Here is a 6,776-nt window from a genome sequence, read left to right on the forward strand (position 1 = left end):
AGGCCGGCGATCCCGCGACACCGATCCTCAGCCCAAGTGGGTATCTGCGCGCCATGACGAGGCGACATGAGGAGGGCTCGCTGAACATCGTTGGCGGGCTCATCGGGCTGTCGCTGCGCCAGAATGCCGAGTAGCGGTGGGGCTGGTGCGACGCGGCAGGGCGGGTAGGGCGTCGGCTTTCCAGCGCGCGGAGGCGAGTTCGGGGCGTTGTCTGCTGCGGTCAAGGCAACGCGCGTAAGTGGCAGAAAACGCGCGCAATTGCGCCCGAGACGTGGAGGAGCAAGCCGCAAAAAGGTCGCAGTTACGCTACGTAAGCGAGGACCCGCTCAGGTTGAGTAATTCGCATTGCAGTCAACGTGTAAGCTCTTGTTACTTCCCATTACGGCGCGACTAGCTGCGCCGTGGAAGACGGCAGGCCGCGTGTTGGTGGGGTCCGCCGAGAAAGGGAATGCAATGAACCAATTCAACCACTCCGCCTATGAACAGGAGATTGGGTCGGTCGAGGAGGAACCTCGACAACGGACGCGACTTGAGACCCTCGCCAAGGCGGGCGTCCTATGGGCCGACCCATCGGTGCCCAAAAAGCAGGTAATCGCGGAGACGGGCTTTGACGCACGAGAGTTGCGCCGCCTCTTTGGCAGGAGACGCCGCCCGCCCGTGTGCGACCTCTAGCTCGGCCTACATCCTCGAGCCGATCCTTCGCGCGCCAGCTAGCCGCCAGAGCGCGCGAACAATTTGCGAAACAGCGTTTCGGAATTCTTCAAGCCTTCCTCGGTGAACATGACGGACTTGGCGCGCGTGGCGGGGTTGTGGATGAGCCCTTTTTCGCAAAGGCGGTCCAAAACTGCCCAATCCATCCCCTTCCAGGCGCGGCATTCGTCGTGCAGCGTTAGCCACAGCAGCGCGAGCACCGCGTCGTCGATCTTGTCGTCGTCTGCGTCCATGGATGAACCTCCTTTGTCGATTGGGAACCATGCTGGAGACTTGCAAAGGGCGGACTTTGGCGATACGCCGTTGACGTATGTGTCAATGACGCATATATGGTAGCAGAAGATGACACGATTGCAGACAGTCGTCGAGCTTCCCGAATTCCAGAAGCGCGCAAAAGCGATCATGTCGGACGAGGAGCGGGCGGCGGCAATCACTTTCATCGCCGCGAACCCGGAGGCTGGTGTGTCGCTGGGCGGCGGTTTGCGCAAGGTTCGCATCCCGCGGGAAGGCGGCGGCAAGAGCGGTGGGTTCAGGACGATCTACGTGTTCGGCGGCATTCACATGCCGATCTTCCTGATCACGGTGTTCGCCAAGAACGAGAAAGCGAACCTCTCGAAGACAGAGCAGGCCGCGGCCGTAGAGATGAGCAAGGCGATCATCGCCAGGTACGGAGACGACAGATGAGCGCAATTGAATCTGTGACCAAGGGTCTCGAAGAGGCGCTGGCCTTCGCAGCGGGCCAGCAGGCTGGCGCCGAGGTGCATGACGTTGCGGTCACCAGCGTCGATGTCGCCAAAGTCCGGCACAAAACCGGGCTATCACAAAGCGAGTTCGCCAAGAGCATTGGTGTCGCAAAAGGCACCTTGCTGAACTGGGAACAGGGAAGACGCCACCCTACCGGACCGGCGCAGGTGTTGCTGGCGCTCATCGCCAAGCAGCCCTCGGTCGTTCAGGATCTCCTGCGCGGTAGGTGAGCAGCCAGGAAAGACGCTGACGACCGTTTTCGGCATTGTCGCCAGCGGCACCCTGAAGATTAGCGCCATGGTGCTTCGAGACCGTAGGGGCCAGCTGCATCGATGCGGGACCGCACTCTCGCTTCGATTGTCCGAAATATGTAGCAAATTTCGGGCATGAAGGGCGCTGGATCAGCTGAGGCCTTGCAGGGTAGGTTTCGGTCCAAGTGAAAACTCTTGGCGACATCCCAAGTAGGTGACTGGCACCATGTTCAAGTCTGCTCTGCTTCCGGGTCCTCCTCAATGTGGAAGGCAGGGTCGGTCTCGAGGCGGAGTGTGCCGTAGCGGTCGCGTCTGAAGGTGCCGAGACTTGTCACGACATGGTTTTGAGCCCTTTCTGTTTCCAGGATGTGAGCACCATGCCAGACATGCCCCTTCGGGCCGCAGACAATGACCAAATCACCCATGAGGCCATGTCCTCAAGTCGTTCCGAGAAAATCTGCAGCCTGCAAAGCAATTCCTGACCTCGCCACCGCCAATCATCATGACGCTGGACTTCGCCAAGGCGATGGTGCGACAGTGATGGCGTCCCCGAAAGTGGCTGGTTCCTCGTCGGTGCCGCTGCTGCGGACGGTCTTTCTATCATCTTTGCGCTGGACCGCATCAATTACACGAAGAATGTTTCTCAGGGTTCTATTCGATATTTTCCGCAAGCCGATTGCTTGGTTTCGAAAATATCCGGCTTCCACCGGGGCGGAAACTTCGGAGCTGGTCGTGACAGACCGCATTGCGGATACGAACACCGCTCGACTGCCGACCTCTCAGACGCCCTTGGGCGCGGCCTCCGAACAGAACTTTGCGCAGGTGGCTGAGACTCAGGGCGAGGAAGGCGCATCCCGAGTTGGTCAGGTCGTCGGCGACCCTGATCGCGCCCATCCCAGAGCGGAGACGCCAAGTCAGGAGGCGTCCGGGGCCTGCTTCAATGAGCCAGAGCCAACGCAGCGGGCTTGGCGCCGGGATCTCGCCATCGTCGATGGCATGGATGTGATGTGCTGGGAGGGTGGGGCCCCAAATCTGGAGGCACTGCGCACCGTGATCGATATGCTGCACGCGCGTCGGGTCACGCCGCATATCGTTCTGGCCCTTGACGCCTGCGGGAGGTCGTTCGGCGAAGAGGGTGATCTCCGCGCATTCCGTCGGCTTCTGGACCGTGACGTGAATATCGACATTTGCCCGTCGGACAAGTCGGTCGCGGCGTGGGTGATCGAGCTGGCGGGTGATTTGGAGGCCCCAATCGTGTCGAACGATCCTTACCACACTTGGCCAAACGCTAGCGATTTTCCACGGCTGTTCTAATCCTTCAGATCAGATCGTCCACGGTGACGGACAGGGCAGCGGCAAGCCTTTTGAGAGCTTCCAGGGAGCCGTTCTTTCGGCCAGTTTCGATCTCGGCCACGGTCACGCGATGCACTTCCGCGCGAGACGCGAGCTCAGCTTGAGTCAGGCCACGGAGTTCGCGGAACACGCGCAAAGGGCTTTCGCCATCGATGATGCGAGCAACAGCATTCGAAGGGATGCTCTCTCCGCCATCGGCCTTCGCGCGATCAAACGCCGCGATATCTTCAAGGTCGTCTCTGGCTTCGATAAGCGCTTCGTATTCTGCGCGGGGGATGGTGATCATCTCATTCATGTTAACCTCCGTCAGTCATACGCGCCGCCGCGCGGCCCAATTTTTAGTACGTCTCGCACCTCGCCCTGATCGTCCATGATCACTCTCCAGTCGCCCACCCGCAGCCGGATGCCTTCGCGGCCTTTCAGGGACTTGACGTTGTTCGACAACGCTTCGGGATCGGTCGCGTAGAGTTCCACCTTTTCGGTGATCCGCTTCGCCTTGTTGCGCGGCATTCTGCGGAGCGTGCGAAGGGCGGCGGTCCTGTAGGTGATCGTCTTCATGGATGTAGCTATACGCTACATTTCGCCTTGTCGCAAGGAGCATTGTAGCGCAAGGCTACAAGGGGATTCAGACCAACCCAGAAAATGGACACAGCGCGACAATCAGGGAGAGACGCTCAGGCGGCGCCTTGTCATTCCGCCGGCGGCGCGCCCCGATCTGGTCGATGTCGCGGATTTCATTGCCTTGGAGAATCCTGAAAGGGCAATGTCGCTCTTTGCCGAAATTGAAGCGAAGATGAAGCAGAACGCGGCGCGCCCCGAAAGATTTTCCGTGCGCGTCGGTAAAAATTGAGATGGCGTCGCACGTCCGTCCCTGGTGCGTGCAACATACCGGGATCAGAAGCTGGATCGCTCGATCTGGCTGCTGATCCCGCGATGTCGATTGGCAAGAATGAATTGGCTCAGACCTGATCGAAGTTGTTGGGTCCGAGATGACGGCCTACAAGCGGGGCAACAGGCTGGTCTACCAGGATGCGGTGCACATCGCGTGGGGATACAGGTAGCCGACAAGGCGCCGCGGATATCGACGGCCGTTTTAGGCTGCTACCGACCTTCGCCGCCACCCGCCCGAGCGGCTCATGTGCGGGACAAAACGGTCATCCCTCACGCGCCAACTCTGAGCCCAACAAACGGTCAATGTCGGGCAATGCTAGGGCCATAGCTGACGGAATGTTCATTAAAGACAACGTGACCACGTCTTTTCAACTCATCAACTAACGCTTCCAGATTATCTTGATCCAAGGTCTTCATGAAAAGCGCGTTCACTGTTCCTTTAATGGTTTTGATCTTTCTTGGACGCGCAGTTCCTCTGGACCTCAAGCTGTCAACAATCGCTTCGATTTTTTGGTCCAGCGAGCTGGCGTTAGAGATTTTGACGAATGGGATCTCGGATAGGTCAACATGACGGAGAGCGTGGATCTTTCTTTTTCGCAAATGCTCAATCAGTGGGTCGAAGCCTTTGTCACGGGAAATCACGCGAAAGTATGCATTGGCATCCTTGGCTGCGATTTCTCCCATATAGAACGCGATATGAAAATCTAAGGCGTTCGCGCCAATCCCTGTTACCTTCTGATAACCAGCGTTTTCTCCCAAATCTTGGAGTGCCTCGGCAAAGTCAAAAGGCACACTCTTTTGGTTGGCCCCTACGAATACCATCAACTTGAGGGGATGCCCTCGAAGTAACACGAGGTTCTTGGGCTGAACATTCTCAAAGTCGACTAGGATGTAGTTGTTTTTCAAGGGGTATGCTCCAATTCGAACCCGATGCAAAACAGAACACGGGATTAAGTCAAGTGGGTTAGATCCTCTGCTAATTTATACGAAGCCGCTGTGCCGCTATGGGCTCGGTGCCGTTATGCGGCAGTGCAGCAGTCAGGGAAAGCCTCCACGACAGGGCACATGGGGCTACCGGCCTGAGATAGCCATTCGATCTATCCTACCGAACGCGCCGTTCTTCAATCGGCGGCAAAAACCAAACGGCCAGTCCCGCCAGCGGCAGGAAGGCACAGAACCGATAAACCGCCTCAACCCCGTAGCTGTCCGCCAGGATGCCGAGCAGCGCCGCCGCGATCCCTCCAAGGCCAAAGTTCAGGCCGTAGAAAAGTCCGCCGATCAGCCCGATACGGTTCGGCAGCAGGTCCATCGCGTAGATCAGGATCGAGGCAAAGGCGCTGGCCATGATCAGATTGATCGCTATCGTCAGCACTCCGGTCCAGAACAGGTCGGCGTAAGGCAGGATCAGGGTCAGAGGCAGCGGTCCCAGTACCGAGATCCAGATGATCTGCCGCCGTCCGATTGCGTCGCCGACGACGCCGCCGATCAGCACGCCCACGGCTGCGGCCATGAGAAAGAGGAACAACATCATCTGCGAGGCGGGAATCGACAGGCCGAACTTCTCGATGAGGTAGAAGGTGTAGAAGGACCGGAAGCTCTCGCCATAAGTGTTCTTGGTGAACATCAGGAAGGTGAGGACGATCAATCCCAAAGCGACCGTCGCGGCGCTCCGCTTCGATGCAGGGGCTTCGGCCAGCCTGCGGGCGGAGCGGTGGGTGAACTCTGCCCGGATCCGGTGCTGCTGGCTGCCGATCCAGGTCAGGAGCAGCATCGCGAGTAGCGCCAGCACCGCAAACCAAGCGAGGCTTGGCTGCCCCCAGGGCACGATGATCAGCGCGGCAAGGACCGGCCCGAGCGCGCCGCCTGGCTGACCTCCCACCTGGAAGATCCCCTGCGCCAGCCCCTGCCGATCGCCCGCGGCATAGCGCGCCGTCCGGGTCGCCTCCGGGTGGAAGATCGAGGAGCCGATGCCGATCAGCGCGACCGCTAAAAGGATGCCGCCATAGCTTCCCGCGAAGGCGAGGCAGATCAGCCCCGACAGGGTGAAGGCCATGCCGACGACCGGCGAATAGGGCGCGGGATACCGGTCCGTCACCATCCCCATGACCGGCTGGAGCAATGATCCGGCGATCTGGAAAGTCATTGTGATCAGCCCGATCTGCACGAAGTCGAGGCCGTATGCCTCCTTCAGGATCGGATAGGCTGCCGGGATCAGCGACTGCATCAGGTCGTTCAGAAGATGCGTCGCGCCGAGCGCGGTGAGGACGACGAGGTAGGTGCGGGCGGGCGTGGTGGTGGTCGCGGCAATCACTTGGTACTGGTTGCGGCGGAGTATGCCTCTAATTGCGAGCGCGACAAGGGTGGCGATGAAACGGCGGCCCTACGGAGTGTCGCGATAAGGATGTCCTGGCCTCCGCATTCGTCAGAAGATTGCTGAGTTTCAGAAAGCAGTAGCGGGCGCTGAGCTGGTGATTGAGACTTCGGCAATCGAGCACACCGCCGAGGTGCTGCGGGTAGACGAGACCTACCGTGTCGGCGGCCTGGAGGACTGAGCCTGGGCTCCTGGGCGCAGCGACCAGCGGGGCATCGCCCCGCCGAAGACCGTGGCGTGCGCGAGGGCACAACTGGCGGTGCCGGTCCTCTGAGCATTTCTACAAGACGCCGACCCGCAAGAGCTTCGGCAGTCTTGGCACCAAGAGCCGATCTAAGCTCTTGCATGCTAGGATGTCGCACTGTGGGTGCTGACCCATTCAATCTCATGGCTTGCGCTCGCGGCGAGGTAGATTTCTGCGACCGCGGCAGAAAACGCCTCAACAGAATGTTTCT

Annotated in this window: 10 protein-coding genes; 4 read left to right on the forward strand and 6 right to left on the reverse strand. The window is 59.5% G+C overall.

What is annotated here, in order from left to right; all coding sequences use genetic code 11:
* Nucleotides 1-710 precede the first annotated feature (710 nt).
* Entirely contained in the window at nt 711-944 is a 234-nt protein-coding gene (locus tag G0Q01_RS20730) for a DUF6429 family protein (RefSeq protein ID WP_164213817.1), read from the reverse strand.
* Between the two features lie 109 nt (nt 945-1,053).
* On the opposite strand from G0Q01_RS20730, the gene G0Q01_RS20735 reads away from it, so the two are divergent.
* On the forward strand, nt 1,054-1,395 hold the full coding sequence (locus G0Q01_RS20735; protein WP_164213818.1) for a type II toxin-antitoxin system RelE/ParE family toxin: 342 nt from the start codon (nt 1,054-1,056) through the stop codon (nt 1,393-1,395).
* On the forward strand, nt 1,392-1,685 hold the full coding sequence (locus tag G0Q01_RS20740; protein ID WP_164213819.1) for a DNA-binding transcriptional regulator: 294 nt from the start codon (nt 1,392-1,394) through the stop codon (nt 1,683-1,685). The genes G0Q01_RS20735 and G0Q01_RS20740 overlap by 4 nt, the downstream gene beginning before the upstream one ends.
* A gap of 251 nt (nt 1,686-1,936) precedes the next feature.
* On the opposite strand, the gene G0Q01_RS20745 is transcribed toward G0Q01_RS20740, so the two are convergent.
* Nucleotides 1,937-2,131 carry a hypothetical protein gene (locus G0Q01_RS20745; protein WP_164213820.1) on the reverse strand — a complete coding sequence of 65 codons (195 nt, stop codon included), beginning with the start codon at nt 2,129-2,131 and terminating at the stop codon, nt 1,937-1,939.
* A gap of 211 nt (nt 2,132-2,342) precedes the next feature.
* Between G0Q01_RS20745 and G0Q01_RS20750 the strand changes: the two genes are divergently transcribed.
* A complete protein-coding gene (locus tag G0Q01_RS20750; protein ID WP_164213821.1) occupies nt 2,343-3,020 on the forward strand; it encodes a hypothetical protein in 678 nt (225 codons plus the stop codon).
* Between the two features lie 4 nt (nt 3,021-3,024).
* On the opposite strand, the gene G0Q01_RS20755 is transcribed toward G0Q01_RS20750, so the two are convergent.
* Together G0Q01_RS20755 and G0Q01_RS20760 are read right to left on the reverse strand one after the other, a co-directional pair.
* Nucleotides 3,025-3,354 carry a helix-turn-helix transcriptional regulator gene (locus tag G0Q01_RS20755; RefSeq protein WP_164213822.1) on the reverse strand — a complete coding sequence of 110 codons (330 nt, stop codon included), beginning with the start codon at nt 3,352-3,354 and terminating at the stop codon, nt 3,025-3,027.
* An 11-nt stretch (nt 3,355-3,365) separates the two neighbouring features.
* The gene (locus tag G0Q01_RS20760; RefSeq protein ID WP_164213823.1) at nt 3,366-3,617 is read right to left on the reverse strand and encodes a type II toxin-antitoxin system RelE/ParE family toxin; all 252 of its coding nucleotides are present in this window, start codon (nt 3,615-3,617) and stop codon (nt 3,366-3,368) included.
* Between G0Q01_RS20760 and G0Q01_RS20765 the strand changes: the two genes are divergently transcribed.
* A complete protein-coding gene (locus G0Q01_RS20765) occupies nt 3,616-3,909 on the forward strand; it encodes a hypothetical protein (protein ID WP_164213824.1) in 294 nt (97 codons plus the stop codon). The two genes, G0Q01_RS20760 and G0Q01_RS20765, sit on opposite strands and share 2 nt — an antisense overlap.
* Nucleotides 3,910-4,250: 341 nt before the next feature.
* On the opposite strand, the gene G0Q01_RS20770 is transcribed toward G0Q01_RS20765, so the two are convergent.
* Both G0Q01_RS20770 and G0Q01_RS20775 read right to left on the reverse strand, forming a co-directional pair.
* Complete coding sequence (locus tag G0Q01_RS20770) at nt 4,251-4,856, reverse strand: PIN domain-containing protein (protein WP_164213825.1); 606 nt, start codon at nt 4,854-4,856, stop codon at nt 4,251-4,253.
* A gap of 196 nt (nt 4,857-5,052) precedes the next feature.
* Complete coding sequence (locus G0Q01_RS20775) at nt 5,053-6,174, reverse strand: MFS transporter (RefSeq protein WP_370526774.1); 1,122 nt, start codon at nt 6,172-6,174, stop codon at nt 5,053-5,055.
* Nucleotides 6,175-6,776: the final 602 nt, after the last annotated feature.

It is taken from the genome of Salipiger sp. PrR007 (assembly GCF_010499845.1).
Classification (GTDB): domain Bacteria; phylum Pseudomonadota; class Alphaproteobacteria; order Rhodobacterales; family Rhodobacteraceae; genus Salipiger; species Salipiger pacificus_A.